The organism is Prosthecobacter gellanilyticus, from assembly GCF_007992435.1.
Lineage (GTDB): Bacteria > Verrucomicrobiota > Verrucomicrobiia > Verrucomicrobiales > Verrucomicrobiaceae > Prosthecobacter > Prosthecobacter gellanilyticus.
Window position 1 is genome coordinate 15,438 of the sequence record NZ_BKAG01000027.1, and the last position, 15,718, is coordinate 31,155.

10 protein-coding genes are annotated in these 15,718 nt (G+C 60.1%); 4 read left to right on the top strand and 6 right to left on the bottom strand.

Annotated features, from left to right (window positions below):
- Positions 1-22: 22 nt before the first annotated feature.
- The 5 genes from BGE01nite_RS17475 to BGE01nite_RS17495 all read right to left on the bottom strand — a co-directional run bounded on the left by BGE01nite_RS17475 (position 23) and on the right by BGE01nite_RS17495 (position 7,842).
- Positions 23-1,549, bottom strand: a complete 1,527-nt coding sequence (locus BGE01nite_RS17475; RefSeq protein ID WP_146851991.1) for a response regulator — start codon at positions 1,547-1,549, stop codon at positions 23-25.
- Positions 1,546-2,130 carry a chemotaxis protein CheB gene (locus BGE01nite_RS17480; protein ID WP_146851993.1) on the bottom strand — a complete coding sequence of 195 codons (585 nt, stop codon included), beginning with the start codon at positions 2,128-2,130 and terminating at the stop codon, positions 1,546-1,548. Before BGE01nite_RS17480 ends, BGE01nite_RS17475 begins: the two co-directional genes overlap by 4 nt.
- Entirely contained in the window at positions 2,127-2,954 is an 828-nt protein-coding gene (locus tag BGE01nite_RS17485; RefSeq protein WP_146851995.1) for a CheR family methyltransferase, read from the bottom strand. Before BGE01nite_RS17485 ends, BGE01nite_RS17480 begins: the two co-directional genes overlap by 4 nt.
- Positions 2,951-6,373, bottom strand: coding sequence for a response regulator (locus BGE01nite_RS17490; protein ID WP_146851998.1), 3,423 nt, complete (start codon positions 6,371-6,373; stop codon positions 2,951-2,953). The genes BGE01nite_RS17485 and BGE01nite_RS17490 overlap by 4 nt, the downstream gene beginning before the upstream one ends.
- Positions 6,374-6,540: 167 nt before the next feature.
- Positions 6,541-7,842, bottom strand: a complete 1,302-nt coding sequence (locus BGE01nite_RS17495) for a glycosyltransferase family 4 protein (protein ID WP_146852000.1) — start codon at positions 7,840-7,842, stop codon at positions 6,541-6,543.
- 147 nt (positions 7,843-7,989) lie between these two features.
- On the opposite strand from BGE01nite_RS17495, the gene BGE01nite_RS17500 reads away from it, so the two are divergent.
- From BGE01nite_RS17500 to BGE01nite_RS17510, 3 genes are all read left to right on the top strand, one after another.
- A complete protein-coding gene (locus BGE01nite_RS17500; protein WP_170266861.1) occupies positions 7,990-10,290 on the top strand; it encodes an exo-beta-N-acetylmuramidase NamZ domain-containing protein in 2,301 nt (766 codons plus the stop codon).
- A gap of 226 nt (positions 10,291-10,516) precedes the next feature.
- Entirely contained in the window at positions 10,517-11,032 is a 516-nt protein-coding gene (locus BGE01nite_RS17505) for an HD domain-containing protein (protein ID WP_146852004.1), read from the top strand.
- A gap of 111 nt (positions 11,033-11,143) precedes the next feature.
- A complete protein-coding gene (locus BGE01nite_RS17510; RefSeq protein WP_218033021.1) occupies positions 11,144-11,683 on the top strand; it encodes an HAD family hydrolase in 540 nt (179 codons plus the stop codon).
- Positions 11,684-11,939: 256 nt separating this feature from the next.
- Here BGE01nite_RS17510 and BGE01nite_RS17515 read toward each other — a convergent pair whose 3' ends face one another.
- Positions 11,940-13,262: a neutral/alkaline non-lysosomal ceramidase N-terminal domain-containing protein gene (locus tag BGE01nite_RS17515; protein WP_170266862.1), complete on the bottom strand. Its 1,323-nt coding sequence runs from the start codon at positions 13,260-13,262 to the stop codon at positions 11,940-11,942.
- Between the two features lie 243 nt (positions 13,263-13,505).
- On the opposite strand from BGE01nite_RS17515, the gene BGE01nite_RS17520 reads away from it, so the two are divergent.
- Positions 13,506-15,689: a transglycosylase domain-containing protein gene (locus BGE01nite_RS17520; RefSeq protein WP_146852008.1), complete on the top strand. Its 2,184-nt coding sequence runs from the start codon at positions 13,506-13,508 to the stop codon at positions 15,687-15,689.
- Positions 15,690-15,718 lie beyond the last annotated feature (29 nt).

A 15,718-nucleotide genomic window follows, 5' to 3' on the forward strand; every position in this document is an offset into this window, starting at 1 on the left:
TAGCTGAGGGCAGGCATCACCTTCACGCCAGCGTGCGCAGCCACTCCTGGAGTTGCGCCAGGTCGATGGGCTTCACCAGAAACTTGTCGAAGCCGGCCTGGCGGGCGGTTTCCTGGTCGCGATCGCTGCCGTAGCCGGTCATGGCGATGAGGAAGACATTCGCCACGTCCGGATTCGCGCGGATCTGGCGGGCGATCTCAAACCCATCCATCCCTGGAAGACCGATGTCCAATAGCACCACCTCGGGTTTGAAATCGGTGACGATCTCCAGAGCTTCGCTGCCGCAGGTGGCGGTGCGGGTCTCGTGTCCTCGATTCCGTTGCAGGATGGAGAGGCTGCGCACGGAGTCGACATTGTCATCCACGATCAGCAGACGGCGTGGCACGCTGTCGGCGACCACTCGTCGAGGCGCTGGCATGTCCGGTGGTGGGCTGGCGAGCACGGGGAGACGCACGGTGAACTCTGTGCCCTGACCCAGACCTGCGCTGTGGGCTTTGATGGAACCTTCATGCAGCCTAACAAGACGTTGCACCAACGTGAGCCCGATGCCGAGTCCGCCATGCTGGCGGTCCAGTGTGCGGCTGGCCTGGACGAAGAGATCAAAAATGCGCGGCAGCAGCTCGGGGTCGATGCCGATGCCGTTGTCGATCACATGCACCACCACGTCACCACCATCGCGTTCGGCCTTCACCTCGATACGGCAGCCTTCACCGGCATACTTGGAGGCATTCGTGAGCAGATTGCCAAAGACCTGTTCAAGACGAGTGGCATCCGCATCCAGAAACACGGGCTCATTGGGTAGCGAGAGATGAAACTCCTGGTTTCGCGCAGCGCAGTCTGCCCGCACCAGGCTGGCGGAAGCATTGAGGATGGACTCGAGGGAGACGGACTGTTTGCGCAGCTCGATCTTGCCTTCCGTGATGCGTGACACATCCAGGAGGTCATCGATCATGCGGGACATGTTGTCGATCTGACGCCTCACCATGCTCTGCGCCTGCTCGCGATCCTTGCTGGAGGCGCCATCGCTGCGCAGGATCTCCGTGGCATTGCGTAGCGGTGCCAGTGGGTTGCGCAGCTCATGCGCGAGCATGGCCAGAAACTCATCCTTCCGGCGGTCTGCCTCGGCCAGCTTCGCATTCATGCGGGCCAGTTCCTGGCGCTGATGCGCGAGCTCGAAAAAGGTCGTGGCTTTGTTGAGCAGGATGGTGGCCTCGATCGGCTTCGCCAGGAAATCCACGGCGCCTTTGTCATAACCACGAATGCGGTACTGTGAATCCACCGTGCCCGCGGTGAGGAAGATGATGGGCACCCGGCGCGTGCGCTCCGTGCTGCGCATCACCTCGGCGAGTTCAAATCCATTCATGCCTGGCATCTGCACGTCCAGCAAAGCCAGCGCGTAGTCATGCAGCAGCAGCAGTTCCAGCGCTTCCGGGCCTGAGCGCGCCGTGTGCAGCTCGAGACCGTCCCGCTTCAAAAGCGCCGAGAGTGCCTGGAGATTGGTCTCCAGATCATCGACGAGCAGGAACTTGATGGACTCGGTGAAGCTCATGAGGACAGCGTTGCGGGAAGAGATTTCAGGAGCGCGGCGATCTCCTGCAGAGGAAAGGGACGTGCCTCAGGGCAGTGGGCGAGCGCGGCTCGTGGCATCGTGGTGCCTTCAGCACTGTCGGGGCTCTGGACCAGACCCTTTCCGCCAGCATCGATGATGGAGCGCAGTCCTGCGGCGCCATCGGTGCTGCCACCCGTGAGCACCACGCCCGTGAGAGTGTTGCCATAAGCATCTGCCGCGGACTGGAAGAGCACGTCGATGGCAGGACGGGAAAAGAGCACCGGCTCCTCGTTGGAAAGCGAGAGCGTAAAATCACTCTCCACCAGCAGGTGGTAGTCGGCTGGCGCGAAGTAGACCACACCACCGCGGATGGATTCTTTGTCCTCAGCCTCTTTCACGGCGATGCTGCAACGCTGCGCAAAGAGTTCCGCGAGAGTGCTCTTCTTGTCGGGAGGGATGTGCACCACCACAAACACCGGCAGCGGATAGGAAGCTGGAAGCGCGGGAAGCAGGATCATGAGCGCCTCGATGGCGCCCACGGAGGCGCCAATCACAACAGCGGCATCGGGCAGGGCTTTCATAGCTTCTGGTAGATACGCTCGAGGCGGTTAAACTCCATGAAAGCATCCGCATGCCCGGAGAATCTCAGGTTTTCCTTGGCACCGATGCCCAGGAACCCACGACGGACGAGCGAGTCTTTGAACAAGCCCACGGCGCGGTCCTGCAGAGATCGGTTGAAGTAGATCAGCACGTTCCGGCAGGACACGAGATGCGCTTCTGCGAACACGGAATCTGACACGAGGCTATGATCCGAGAAGACGGTCTGCTTTTTCAGCGTCTGGTCGAACTTTGCCCGGCCATAGGCTGCTGTGTAGTAGTCGGAGAGGGAGGCTTTGCCACCTGCGCGGCGGTAGTTCTCCGAGAACAGGGCGAGGCGATCGATCTCATAGATGCCCGCCTCCGCTTTCTGAAGCGCCTCGGTGTTGATATCCGTTGCGTAAAAGATGGTTCGGCTTTCCAGACCTTCTTCACGGAAAAGAATGGCCATGGAATACAGCTCCTCTCCGGAGCTGCATCCCGCCACCCAGACCTTGAGGGAAGGGTAGGTGCGCAGATGCGGCAGCACATCTCTCCGCAGAGTCAGGAAGTAGGAGGGATCGCGGAAGAGCTCGCTGACCTGCACCGTGAGATAGGGCAGCAGCCTGGGGATGAGGCCGGGATCATGCAGCACACGATGCTGAAGTTCCGAGAGGCTAGCGCAGCGGAAATGGTCCTTCGCCTGCAGCAGACGGCGCTTCAAAGATGCGGGTGAATAGTCCCGGAAATCATACCGGGACTTTTCATGAATGGCTGTCAGGAGCAGTTGCAGCTCCACAGCCTCGATCTCGGCGGCGGTGCTTTTCATCGCGGCATCCAGACTCGGATGAGGGAGAGAAGTTTTTCCACATCCAGCGGCTTCGCCAGATAATCATTGGCACCGGCGGCCAGGCACTTTTCCTGGTCATCCTTCATCGCCTTCGCGGTCAGCGCGATGATCGGCATCTTCTTCCATTCAGGACGCTTGCGGATCTCACGCATGGCGGTGATGCCATCCATCTCAGGCATCATGATGTCCATGAGCACGAGGTCGATGTTCGGCCCGTCCGTTTCCAGGGCTTGGATGGCTTCGCGCCCGTTGCGCGTGATCTGCAGTTTCACGCCACGGCCTTCCAGCAGGCTCGTGAGGGCAAAGATGTTCCGCACGTCATCCTCGGCGACGAGGATCCTGCGACCTTCCAGCGCGGCATCGCGGTTCGGAGACTTCTCCAGGATCTTCTGTTTCTCGACCGGCAGATCCGCCACGACCTGATGCAGGAAAAGTGTGACCTCGTCCAGCAGACGTTCAGGCGACTTCGCGCCTTTGATGATGATGGACTTCGAGTAGCGCCGGAGCTGCTGCTCTTCCTGGCTGCTGAGATCACGACCCGTGTAAACGATGACGGGAGGGAAGGAGTAGCGCTCCTCCGCGCTGAGCGTCTGGAGCAGCGAGTAGCCCGAGGCATCAGGCAGACTGAGGTCCAGCACCATGCAGTCAAAGGTGGTGGAGCGTAGAAGCTCCAGGCATTCCGCGGCGGAGCCCGCCCAGACAGTCTCGACTTCGCGGGAACCCAGCAGCTTCTGCACGGCATCGGCCTGCACGGCATCGTCTTCCACCACCAGCACGCGGCGCATCTTCTGCGTGAAGCGGCTTTCCATCTTTTGGAAGGCATCCACCAGCTCCTCACGCTTCACGGGTTTCAGCATGTATCCCACCGCGCCTAACGAAAGAGCTGTCTGCGCGTAGTCCGCACCGGAGACGACATGCACCGGAATGTGCCGCGTGCGCGCGTCCGCCTTCAGACGTTCCAGGACAAACAAGCCTGTGTTGTCCGGCAATCCAATGTCCAGCACGATGGCGCGTGGCACGAACTTTTGCGCCAGCCGCAGAGCCTCGTTGGCTGATCCTGCCACAAGGCATTGGAAGCCCATCTCATGCACGATGTCTGCCATGATCTGCGCAAAGCCAGCATCGTCCTCGACCGTGAGAATGATGCGGCTGGAGCTGGTGATCGTTTCGCGATCATCCGGAATAAGTGGCGCGGCAACAGAAGCGGGTGGTTCCGATGCTTGTGAGGTCGCCTGTCGCGGGGCCTCTGCCGTCGTCGCAGTTCTGGAGATCTCAGCTGCCGGCCCTTGATGAATAACGGGTGTCACCACCGTGAAGGTGCTGCCACGGCCGACCTCGCTGGAGAGCCGGATCTCGCCGCCCAGCAGGCGCACCAGCTCACGTGAGATGGAGAGGCCGAGGCCCGTGCCGCCATACTTCCGGTTCGTCGTGCCATCCGCCTGCTGGAACGGTTCAAAGATGATGCGCTGGTGCTCGTCTGCAATGCCGATTCCCGTGTCCTGCACCATGAAGGCCAGCTTGTTGCCAGCCTCGTTCCGCACGCTCAGCGTCACTCCACCGCGCTCCGTGAACTTCAGGGCATTGGAGATCAGGTTCTTCAGCACCTGCACGAGACGCTGTGAATCTGTCTCTATGGTTTCCGGCAGATCCGCGGAAGTCTCCATCTGCAACGTCAGGCCCTTCTGCTGCGCGATCGGCTCAAAGGTGCGGCGTAGATCTCCCATGAGATCCATCACGCGGATCGGCGCGGATTTGATCTCCATGTGACCGGCCTCGATCTTGGAAAGATCCAGCACATCATTGATGAGCAATAGCAGGTCATTGCCTGCGGATTCAATGGTGAGCGCATACTGGATCTGCTCGGCCGTCAGGTTGCCACCGCGATTCTCCGCCAGCAGCTTGGCCAGGATCAGCGAGGAGTTCAGCGGCGTGCGCAGCTCGTGAGACATGTTCGCCAGGAAATCCGACTTATATCGGCTGGCCTGCTCCACCAGCTTCGCCTGGGTTTCCAGCACACCTTTCGAGTGGTTCAGCTCATCCCGCTGATGCTCGAGAAGCTGGGTCTGCTCCTCCAGCTGCGCATTGGTCTGCTCCATCTCCACCTGCTGCAGCTCCATGCGCGTCTGGGATTCCTGCAAAGCGCGGCTCTGCTCCTCCAGCTCTTCATTGGAGACACGCAGTTCCTCGCTTTGTGTCTGGAGTTCCTCGCCCTGTCGTTGGGTCTCCAGAAGCAAGCTCTGCAGATTGTCACGGTAGTGAGCAGACTTGATGGCCACGGCGATCTGCGCGGAGCTTTCCTGCAGGAAGTCCTGCGTGGCGTTGTCCAGCGGGTGAATGAAGCCCAGCTCGAGCACCGCATTGACCTCGCCATCGGAGTTCGAGGGCACGATGATGAGCTCGCGGGGCAGGCTTTTGCCGAGCGCCGAACCAAAAGTGATATAACCCTCTGGAATTTCCTTGATGCGAAGAGCCGTCTTTTTGCTCACTGCCTGGGCGAGCAGGCCGTCATCCTTGATGAAGCCGTCTGGAACAAGGGCATTGGCAGGCACCCCATAGCTGGCGATGCGCCTGAAATGCTCGTCCTCCTTCGAAAACAGCACACCCACATGTGCATCCACATACTTGGTTAGGAAACCCAGGATGCTCTGGCCGAGCTGGCTGAGGTTTTGTTCGCCAAACATCGCCGTGGCCAGGCCCAGCTTGCCTCTTTGCAGCCAGTCCTGCCGGCGCCGGGTGGCGGTAGCGCGATGAATGAGGAATGCCACGACCGTGATCAGACCCACTCCCAGCACTGAGGTCACCACGGCGCTGGCGACGGCCACATGATACGCATCCAGCATGGCGGCCTGGCGCTCTTTGCGCAGACGCAGTTCCTCCGAGATCATGGTGGACACCTTTTCACGAATGGCATCCATGTCTGACTTGCCGCGGTCATTCGCCACGACCGCGACGGCAGCCTCAAACCCTTTGGTTTTCCTCAGTTCGATGGTCTCCTGCAGTTCGGCAAACTTGGCACCAACGTGACCTTTGAGCTGTTGGATCAGCCCCTGCTGGATCGGATTGTCCCGGGTCAGGTCCTGGGTGAGGGTCATCGCTTCATCAATGTCCGCATGAGCCGCATTGAAGGGGGCGAGATAGGTCGAGGAATTGGTGAGCAAGAAACCGCGCTGGCCTGTTTCGGCATCCTTCATCAAAGACAGGATGTTGCCGAGCGACACGATGACCTGGTGCGTGTGCGCCACCTGCTGCGCGTCGTCGTAAAGAAAGCTGGCATTGCGAAACGAGATCCAGCCAAAGACGATGAAAAAAAGAATGCCACAGCTAAGGCCTGTGATGACGGGAAGGCTGCCTGCCTTGGACGATGTGGACGGGCTTGGGGTGGGAGTCGAGTTTGGCATGCGGCAAGATAACCCATGCTGAACGAGCCGCGGACTGACACCCTGCGACCAAGTTTAGAGAATGGATTGCCTCGCTAATCGCATCTCATTCTTGGCCAGGACGGGTAAATTTTTGGCCCCCAAGCATTTTCCTGCCCGCTTTTCTCAGGTGTGCGACCCGGTCAGATTCAGCGACTTCCGTGTTTTTGCTTCACCAGGCGCATGACCTCATCAAACTTCTCCGCCATCCGGACGGCGGTGAATTCTGACCGTACGCGCACGGTGCCGGAGCTGATGAGGCGCTCGCGCTTCGGACCATCCAGCAGCAGGGATTCCAGGGCATCGGCCAGGGACTTCACATCATCCGGCTCGCAGAGAATGCCTCCGCCGGTGGCTTCGATGAGTTCCGGGAAGGCGGCATGCCGCGGCTGCACCACGGGCACGCCGCTAGCCATGGACTCGATCACATACAGCCCGAAGGCCTCTCCATAGGTCGCGGGCACGGAGAAGACGGTGAGGTCGCGGAAGAACTTCACCTTGTCATTGAAACTGAGATCCGGGTGCCACTCCACGCGGTCGGTCAGCTTGGCATCGGCGATCTTCTTCTTCAAACCGGCATGGTATTTCTGGTCCGAGGCCATCGTGGATCCACCGATCTTGAGCTTCACCCGAGGTACGGTGCCGCGCTTCGCGAGCTCGATGTAGGCATCCACCAAGGTCGTCAGGCCCTTGCCATGAATCATGCGGGCAAAGAAGCCGATGGTGGGCCAGTTGGGGTCTGGCCTGGCCGCGGCAAAAGCGGTGACATCCAGGCCATTGAAGATCACGCTCACCTTGTCTCGCGGCACTTCCAGGCGCTCCGCCATGGTATCGCCATAATAAGTGCTGGCGGTGATGAAGTGGTCCACATGCTGCGCATTGGAGCGCATGGCGGCCCAGCTTTCCGTGCGGAAAGGCTCCACCAGCGTATCGAGAAACGAGTCCTCACCCTGAAGCGAGACGATCACCGGGATGCCGAGGTCACGTTTGATGACCGGGCAGAGGCCCAGCAGCAGGCCGTTGGAGAGAGAGATCACATCAGGCTTCACCTCCGTCTTGATCCAGTCGAGTGCGCGTTTCCATTCGGGCCACTGATTGGCTTCCTCACCCTTCAGCGCGCCGAGGGTCATGCGGCCGAGGTCGCGCGGGCTCGTCATGCCGATGAAGTTCGAGGCGATCCGCAGGATGGCAGGGCTGTTCAGCCAGTTCAGCAGAAAGCGCGGCACGAAGCGCAGGAAGGGCAGCTTTTCCTGAAGATACAGTGTCACACCACCGACCTGGATGGGGATCTCCGGATTGCTCACCTCGCGGTCCGTGACCAGGGGGAGGTAGAGCGGGGCCATGATGGCGTCATGCCCGCGGGCACGCAGGGCGCGGATCAGGGCGTGGTCCCGGAGACAGCTTCCGCAGTAGAAGCTGCCCGTTCCGGGGGTGAGATGCAGGACTCTCATGGGGGGGGAGGGGGATGTGGATACGCCAGACCATACGCTCCAGCAAGCGGGGCTGCTTCATGGCTTCACCGGCATTCCGCAGTGGCAGATTGAGAGTGTCATTTGAGTGCTTGGCAGTCCGCCACCAGTCAGCCTAGCATGCGCGCCATGCTGAAAACGCTCTGCTGCTACCTTTCGCTGACGCTCACGCTGGCCGCGCAAACTGCCTTTGACCCGGCGGGTCTGAAGGAGATGGACCAGCTCATCGCCAAGGCGGTGGCGAAGAAGAACCCGAACGGAGCTGTCGTGCTGCTGGAGCATTGCGGGCAGACCCAGACCCTGGTCAAAGGTGCACGGGCTCTTGTACCGGTACGGGAGGAGATGACGGCGGACACGATCTTTGATGCGGCCTCGCTGACGAAGGTGGTGGCCACTCTGCCCAGCGTGATGATCCTGGCGGACCAGGGGAAGATCGATATCGAGGCACCGGTGAGCCGCTATCTCAAAGAGTTCGTCGGCGAAGGTCGCGATCTGATCTGTGTGCGGCATCTGCTCACGCACACCTCCGGACTCAAGCCGGGTATTCCGAGAGAGCCGGAATGGACCGGCTATGCGGAAGGCATCCGCCGCGCCACGAGCAGTGTGCCTGAAGGTCCGCCTAACAGCTTCTTCCGCTACAGTGACGTGAACTTCATCTTGTTAGGCGAGGTCGTGCAGCGGGTGAGTGGCAAGAAGCTGGATGTGTTCGCCCAGGACATGGTCTTCAAGCCGCTGAAGATGACCTCGACACGCTTCACACCTCCGGCGGACTGGCGGTCACGCATCGCGCCGACGGAGCGTGATGAGCTGGGCCAGATGCTGCGCGGTGTGGTGCATGACCCTACCTCACGCCGCATGGGCGGTGTCACCGGGCACGCAGGCCTTTTCACCACCGCTGCGGATCTCGCACGCTATGCACGAATGATTCTCGGTGGCGGCCAGCTTGATGGCGCGCGTGTGTTGACGACCGAGACCATCCAGAAGATGCAGACCGTGCAAACAGCCGCGACGGTGTTTGAGCGCCGCGGTCTGGGCTGGGACATTGATTCCAGTTACAGCCGTCCGCGTGGCGAGGTGTTTCCTCTCGGCTCGTTCGGTCACACCGGCTTCACAGGCACCAGTTTGTGGATGGATCCCGCCTCGCAGAGTTTTGTGGTTTTCCTGAGCTCGCGCCTGCATCCGGAAGGCGGCGGGAGTGTGCGTGACCTCTATGAACTGGTCGGCACCGCAGCGGCGAAATGCATCCCGGGTTTTGACTTCAAGAACGTGGCAGATGCTTTGCCAAAGCGTGATGAGAAGGAAGTGCCCACCGTGCTCAACGGCATCGATGTTTTGCAGCGCGATGACTTCGCCGCGCTGAAGGACCTTCGCGTGGGATTGATCACGAATCACACCGGCATGAATGTTCAGCGCGAAAACACCATCGACCTCCTGCATGAGTCCAAGGAGGTGAAGCTCGTGGCGCTCTTCAGTCCCGAGCATGGCATCCGCGGTGAGCTGGATCAGGAGAAGATCACCGACTCCAAGGACAAGAAGACCGGCCTGCCCGTCTACAGCCTGTATGGCGAGACCCGATCACCGAAGCCCGAGCATCTGAAGGATCTCGACGCGCTCGTCTTTGACATCCAGGACATCGGCTGCCGATTCTACACCTATATTTCCACACTGCGCTTGAGCATGGAAGCCGCGGCGAAGGCCGGGAAGAAGTTCATCGTGCTGGATCGCGTGAATCCCATCACCGGCGTGCAGGTGGAAGGTCCTGCCGTGGTGGATGAAGAAAAATTCACCGCCACGCATGCCATCCCCATCCGCCACGGCATGACCGTCGGCGAGCTTGCGAAGATGATGAATACTGAGCGCAAGATCGGCGCGGACCTGCAGGTCATCCGCTGTGAAGGCTGGAAGCGTGACCTGCACTATGACGAGACCGGTCTGCCCTGGCAGAATCCATCACCGAACATGCGCTCGCCGGAAGCTGCACTGCTGTATCCCGGTGTCGGTCTCCTGGAGTTCAGCATCAGCGTCGGTCGCGGCACTGAGACACCCTTCCAGGTGCTCGGCGCACCCTATGTGAATGATCTGCGCCTGGCCTATGAGCTGAACAAGCTCGGCCTGCCCGGCCTGCGCTTCGTGCCCGTGAAGTTCAAACCCACTGCCAGCGTCTTCAAAGACGAGCAATGCGGCGGCGTACGCCTCATCATCACCGACCGCGATGCCCTCGAGCCCGTCGCCGCCGGTGTGGCTATCGGCGTCACCTTCCAGAAGCTGTACCCCTCCTCCTTCGCCCTCAGCAAAGTCGGAACCTTGCTGAATCACGCAAAACTCCTGGAGCAGATCAAAGCCGGAAGAGACTGGCGCTCGATCGCCGAGTCCTGGGCCGCGGAGACCGCGGCGTTTGAAGTGCGACGAGCGGCTGTGCTGCTGTATTGATTGTTAGGTGGAGATGAGCGGTCGATCTCTTTTAACCACTGATGGACACCGATGAGCACTCATGATCCATACCGGACTAAAGCCACGTTTTATTGCCTGTCACCGGATAGGCGAATAAGCCGACAACCATCAGCAGCGCCCTCTTTGCATATTCTACATTTTTGTTGCCTGCAATGTTGCTCGCCGCACACAAAGCGTTCATTCATCTAAATTGTTATACCAAGTAATGAATTTTGCTGAGCTATTCCAGAAGCAGCGAATCGCGGGCTTTCCGGAACGATTGATCGAACACCACAAGCTCGTATCCGGCGTCGCCGTAAATTTAGCGATCGCACTCCGATCGCTCGGAATCGTGACCGACCCAGAACGAGCCGGGCTGATGGGAGCCGTTCATGACGCAGGAAAGAGCGTCGTAACGGAGGAACTCTCGATACCGGGAAGCGCTCATGAGGCAATCGGACGCGAAGTTGCATTGCGGCTAGGGCTTCCCGAATCCATATCGAAAATCTGTTGTTCCCACAGTTCTGACACCACAGATGAACTCGACACCGAGGAGATTGTCGTTCGCCTCGCCGATAAACTTTGGAAGGGCAAGAGAGATCCTGACTTCGAGAAGCAGGCAGTGCAACGTTTCTCGGCTGAATTGGGCAAGGAGGACTGGGAGGTCTTCATGAACCTTGATAAGATTTTTGAATCAATTGCCGAATCTGGTTATGAACGCCTCGAGGCAACTCGCGCATAACCAGCAGTACACCAATGTGAAACCGCAGCGAGCCGGGCTATCTCGCTAAGCTTGGCTCGTTCAGCATAGAACGAAGTTCCTCGCGGCCCGAATGTGATTTATTTTAGCTCAATGTCTCAGCCACTGCTTATCCTCGACCTCGACGAGACTCTCATCCACGCAACGAAGTCGCCGCTAGACCGGCCGAGCGACTTTGTTGTTGGCCCGTTTGAAGTATATCGACGGCCGCTTCTTTCCGAGTTCCTTGAGCGTATTGCGAGCCAATTTGAACTAGCGGTGTGGACATCCGCAGGCAGCGAGTATGCGGCAGAGATCGTCGCCCGGGTCTTTCGTGACTACCCTTTGCGCTTTCTCTGGTCGGCAGCGAGATGCACTCAACGCACGAACCATGAGACGTTTGAGCGATACACTGTGAAGGATCTTCGGAAGGTCACTCGCCTTGGATTTAGTCTGGAGCGGATGCTCATGATTGACGACAGTCCTGAGAAGCTTGAACGCAACTACGGAAACCATATTCGGATTCAGCCGTTTGAGGGTGACCTAGCCGACGACGAGTTGCCAAGACTCGCGAACTATTTGTTGTCTATCAGGGACGTTCCGAACTACCGTGGGCTTGAGAAGCGACATTGGCGCAGCCAAGTGTCGATATGAACGAAGACTGCTGTCACAAGAGGCCGAACAAAGCGCTGGCCCCAAGCAGATGGACCATGGGTGGACTGCGCAGATTGCCTGCGCGAAGTTTTTCGTTAGGCCTTCAAGAGCGCCAGAGGACAGGCGCACTCCAGGACGCGGCGCGGGGATCGTTAGGCTGTGTGTTGAAGGCATCGCACATCCTAAGCGGTGTCGACGAGGCAAGGGTGCCCTTGCCTCTCTGCCACACGCACTCCGGGACGCTCCGCGACTTCGGCTACTTCACCTTGAACCTCTCCGGCACGAGCTCATGTACGGCCTTGGCGATGATCTCCTCGATGCCGGAGGCGAAGCGGGTGGGGCGGCCGTAGTAGACCATGGCGCCGGCGGCTTCGTAGCCGCCTTCCTCCCAGACGCGCTGGGAGGGGATGTAGCAGGGGACATCGTTGGTGTAGGCATTGACCCAGGTGCGGGCGGGGTCGTTTTCCTTCTTGAAGCGCAGGCCGTAGTCGACCACGACCTCGCCGGGCAGATTGATGGTGAGCAGGGTATCGCCAAAGCTCCAGACCTGGACGTTGTAGGGCAGCTCGGTGGGGATCTTCTCTTTCCGCTCGAGCATGCCGAGGAAGTGCTTCGCATGGTAAGCAGTGGCCTTGGTGGCACTCTGGCTGTTTTTGAGCCAAGTGGCTTGATCGGGGAGAGTGTCGAAGGGCAGGGTGATATCCTTGCTGCCGCAGGTCATGGGGCCGGCGAGAGCCTTCATGGGCTCATTGATGAGGCGCACGACTTCTTTGGCGAGCTGGGCTCCGTGCAGATCGGCAAGCGCGAGCTCGCGGCGCGGATTCGGGTTCTGATCCGCACCACAGCCGATGGCGGTGAGGGCCACCACGCCGGGGAAGCGCAGCTCGAGCTCCTTTTGCGCGCAGCCGGCCCAGTCGGGATGAGTTTTGGGAATACTCAGCGTGGTGCAGTGGCAGGCGTAGCTGGTGTAGAGAGCGCGTAATTCACCGTCTGGCGAGGTCACGCGGATCACGGGCAGAGCATGATCCACGGGGCCGCCATAGTTGGGGCTGTTGGCAAAGCCCGTGGGTGTTTTGAGCCGGCGGTTCATGGCAAAGCCCACCTTTCCGGAGGACCACTCGACCTTGGCTTCCTTCTGCGCGTTCAGTGCCTCGATGACCACCTCGGTCATTTTGACGGTGAGGAACTCGCCGTATTGATTCACATGTTGCTGCTCGGTCTCGGTCAGATCTGTGCCGAACAAAAAGGGCAGCACGCCTGGCAGCATGGGGGCGCAGTGAGTGTGGCTGGAGTGCAGGGAGAAGCGCGCATCCTCAAGCTTCCAACCGGCCTTCTGCACATTGGCCAAAACCTCAGCGCGTATCTTTCCAGGCACGCCGCAGTTATCGACGGTGAGCATGACCACAGGTGTCTCGTTGTCCCAGGTCAGGGCCATGGCCTTCGCGTGCAGGGGCATCTGCACGCCTTCGTGCTCGGCGGTGCGGCTGCCGTAGCCGCTGAGGCGCACGGGGTGCGTGGGAGTGATGTCCACACTGGCAGCACCGGCTTTCCAGGCCGCGTCCGCAGTGGTCAGACTCATAAGGCATCCCAAGGTGAGAGTCGAAACGACCGAAAGGAGACGCTGGCGGGCTGCGCGGCTGATGAACATGCTGTATCTTCCTCAAAAAGAACCACTTTCGCCAAGGCTGGATATGCGTTCGGTTGTGACGTGAAACCGTGGTAAAAGTGATCCTGACCCGGCCATGAAGCTGTCCTAGCTCGTAGTTGCTTGTAAGGTTTCTAGAATGAAACTGAGACGGCGGCGTCTGATAACCGCTCCCCAATGAAAAAAAGCCAAGCCTCCGCCCCGCACCGTCCGCCACCGAACACGTCACGCTGGAGGACTTGGCGGCGCCGGCTGCTCCTGAGTTTCATGGTGCTGAGCCTGCTGGCCACGGTGAGCCTGGCGGTGGTCCTGGGCATCTACGCGCAGATGGCGAAGAAGTATGACCTGGCCGCGCTGGGCCAGATGCCCGAACGAACGATGGTGATGGACTCCACAGGTGAACTGCTGGGCAGGATGCACGGGGAAAACCGCATCGTCGTGCCGCTGAGCCAGGTGGCGCCGCAGTTTGTCCAGGCCCTGCTCGCGCGTGAAGACAGCCGTTTCTACAATCATCGCGGAGTCGACTTTTACGGCGTGGCCCGTGCCACGGTGCGTAACATCAAAGAGCGCCGCGTGGTGCAGGGAGCGAGCACACTGACCATGCAGCTGGCGCGCAACAGCTACCCGGACCTGAACGACCGGTCGTTTCACCGCAAGCTGCTGGAGATCATGCTGGCGCGCCGCATCGAGAAAATGTGGAGCAAGGAGCAGATCATCGAGCACTACGTGAACCGCATCTTCTTCGGCACGGGTGTGTATGGCATCCAGCGGGCGAGCCAAGTGTATTTTGGCAAGCATGCCAGCCAGCTCACGCTGAGCGAGTCGGCGATGATCGCGGGCATCATCCGCAGCCCGGTGCGCTTCTCGCCATTCCGCAATTACGAAGGCGCCATCAAGGAGCGCAATGATGTGCTGCAGCGCATGCTGACGCTGAAGATGATCACAGCCGAAGAAGAACTGCAGGCACGCTATGCGGATGTGGTGATCCGCGCGCAGCCGCTGTTTCAAAGCCAGGGTGACTGGGCGCTAGACTCCGTGAGACGTGACCTGGATCGCCTGCTGGAAAATCATGAGATCGAGGACGGTGGTCTGCTGGTCTACACGACGCTGAACAAAGAGTTGCAAACAGCCGCGGAGGAGGCGGTGGAGAAACGTCTCGCCACCGTGGAAACGACGCGCGGCTACAAGCACCCCATCAAGGCCAAGTTTGACGAGACCTGGGATCCGGCCACGGAACTGACGACCACGCCTTATCTGCAGGGTGCGCTGACGGTGCTGGACAATGAAACCGGAGGCATCCTCGCGATTGTCGGCGGTCGTGACTACCGGCAGAGCAAGTTCAACCGCGCCACACTGGGCCAGCGGCAGATCGGCTCCACGGTGAAGCCTTTTGTCTATGCGACGGGGCTGGCCAGCGGCTTCCTGCCGGGCACGCTGATTGACGATGCGCCTTTGCAGCCGGGTGAGATCGATGGAGCGGATCCGTCCTGGAATCCGCAGAACTCGGATAACAAATTTTTAGGTGCGCAGACCCTCACGGCGGGGCTTGTGCAGAGCCGCAACACCATGACCATCCGCCTGGGCAACTACGCCGGACTAGACCGCGTGCTGCGTGTGCTCGGAGATGCAGGCATCGGCGATCATGCAGTGAAGAATCCGCAGCTCTTCATCGGCAATCTTTCCGGCAATGCGCGTGAGCTTGCGAGTGCCTTCACCATCTTTCCGAATGATGGCGTGCGCCGCCGGCCCTTCATCATTCACAAGATCACGGACAAGGCGGGGAACACGCTCTACGATGCCAGTGTCATCGAGGTGGAGGTGCTGACTCCTGGTGTGGCGCATGTGATGCGGCGCATTCTGGGGCAGGTGATGGACAAGGGCACGGCAGCGAGCCTGCGCTCCCAGCACGGTTTTAAAGAAAAGGGGGGTGGCAAGACTGGCACCACCAACGATTACAAAGATGCGTGGTTCGCGGGTTACACGGACCGCATCACATGCGCGGTGTGGGTGGGCTTGGACAAGCCGGAGACGATCATCGACGAAGGTTATGGCAGCCGCATGGCCATCCCGATCTGGGCGGACGTGGCGAAGAAGGCGGTGGCGCTGGGTTACATCCCGGCCGGACCGCGCACGGAGCCGCCACTGACGAGCGTGGCGCTGTGCCGGAACACCAGCCAGCTCGCCACGGCGGGCTGCCAGGCCTCGGGCATGGCGTATGAGGATGAACTTCCCTATGATCTGATCCCGCAGGGCTTCTGCCAGCTACACACGGGCATCGTGGCGCAACCGCAGATGCAGCCGCGCCGCTCGGGTCCGCGCGGCCCGGGATTGTTTGACCGCATCCGTGGCTGGTTCCGCTGAGGCGGCATGGAGGATGCGACCGGAATCTT

Excerpts from the sequence above, each read along its gene's own strand:
- BGE01nite_RS17515 (WP_170266862.1), bottom strand. The coding sequence starts at position 13,262 with ATGAGTCTGACCACTGCGGACGCGGCCTGGAAAGCCGGTGCTGCCAGT.
- BGE01nite_RS17490 (WP_146851998.1), bottom strand. The coding sequence starts at position 6,373 with ATGCCAAACTCGACTCCCACCCCAAGCCCGTCCACATCGTCCAAGGCA.
- BGE01nite_RS17485 (WP_146851995.1), bottom strand. The coding sequence starts at position 2,954 with ATGAAAAGCACCGCCGCCGAGATCGAGGCTGTGGAGCTGCAACTGCTC.
- BGE01nite_RS17510 (WP_218033021.1), top strand. The coding sequence starts at position 11,144 with ATGTCTCAGCCACTGCTTATCCTCGACCTCGACGAGACTCTCATCCAC.
- BGE01nite_RS17505 (WP_146852004.1), top strand. The coding sequence starts at position 10,517 with ATGAATTTTGCTGAGCTATTCCAGAAGCAGCGAATCGCGGGCTTTCCG.
- BGE01nite_RS17500 (WP_170266861.1), top strand. The coding sequence starts at position 7,990 with ATGCTGAAAACGCTCTGCTGCTACCTTTCGCTGACGCTCACGCTGGCC.
- BGE01nite_RS17520 (WP_146852008.1), top strand. The coding sequence starts at position 13,506 with ATGAAAAAAAGCCAAGCCTCCGCCCCGCACCGTCCGCCACCGAACACG.
- BGE01nite_RS17495 (WP_146852000.1), bottom strand. The coding sequence starts at position 7,842 with ATGAGAGTCCTGCATCTCACCCCCGGAACGGGCAGCTTCTACTGCGGA.
- BGE01nite_RS17480 (WP_146851993.1), bottom strand. The coding sequence starts at position 2,130 with ATGAAAGCCCTGCCCGATGCCGCTGTTGTGATTGGCGCCTCCGTGGGC.
- BGE01nite_RS17475 (WP_146851991.1), bottom strand. The coding sequence starts at position 1,549 with ATGAGCTTCACCGAGTCCATCAAGTTCCTGCTCGTCGATGATCTGGAG.